The following is a 339-nucleotide window of genomic DNA, read 5'->3' on the forward strand; positions in this document are numbered from 1 at the left end:
CGCGGCCTGCGCTTCGCGGCCTTCGGCCAGCAGCAGGGAGAGCCATTGGCACAGGGCGCTGACGGTGAGCATCATGCCGCCACTGGCCTGCCCGCGCTCGACCAGGCTGGCCAGGCGTTGCACGGCATCGTCGCCACGTAACTGGATGCGCTCGAGCAGCGCCTGCTGCAGCGCAATGTGCAACGGCAGCAGTGGGTGGAACTCCGGTGCTGCCGCTGGCTGCTCACCGCCGTAGGTCTGGCCCAGGCGCAGCAGCCAGGACTCGGCCAGGTCGGTGCGCCCCTGGGCCAGCCACAGTTCGCATTTGACCAGGGTAATCATGGCCAGGTAGTAGACCGG

Annotated in this window: 1 pseudogene; it reads right to left on the reverse strand. The window is 68.7% G+C overall.

What is annotated here, in order from left to right:
- Window positions 1-339: pseudogene (locus SB756_RS28735) on the reverse strand (helix-turn-helix transcriptional regulator); the annotation flags it as partial.

It is taken from the genome of Pseudomonas sp. SIMBA_068, assembly GCF_046534705.1.
Taxonomy (GTDB): domain Bacteria; phylum Pseudomonadota; class Gammaproteobacteria; order Pseudomonadales; family Pseudomonadaceae; genus Aquipseudomonas; species Aquipseudomonas putida.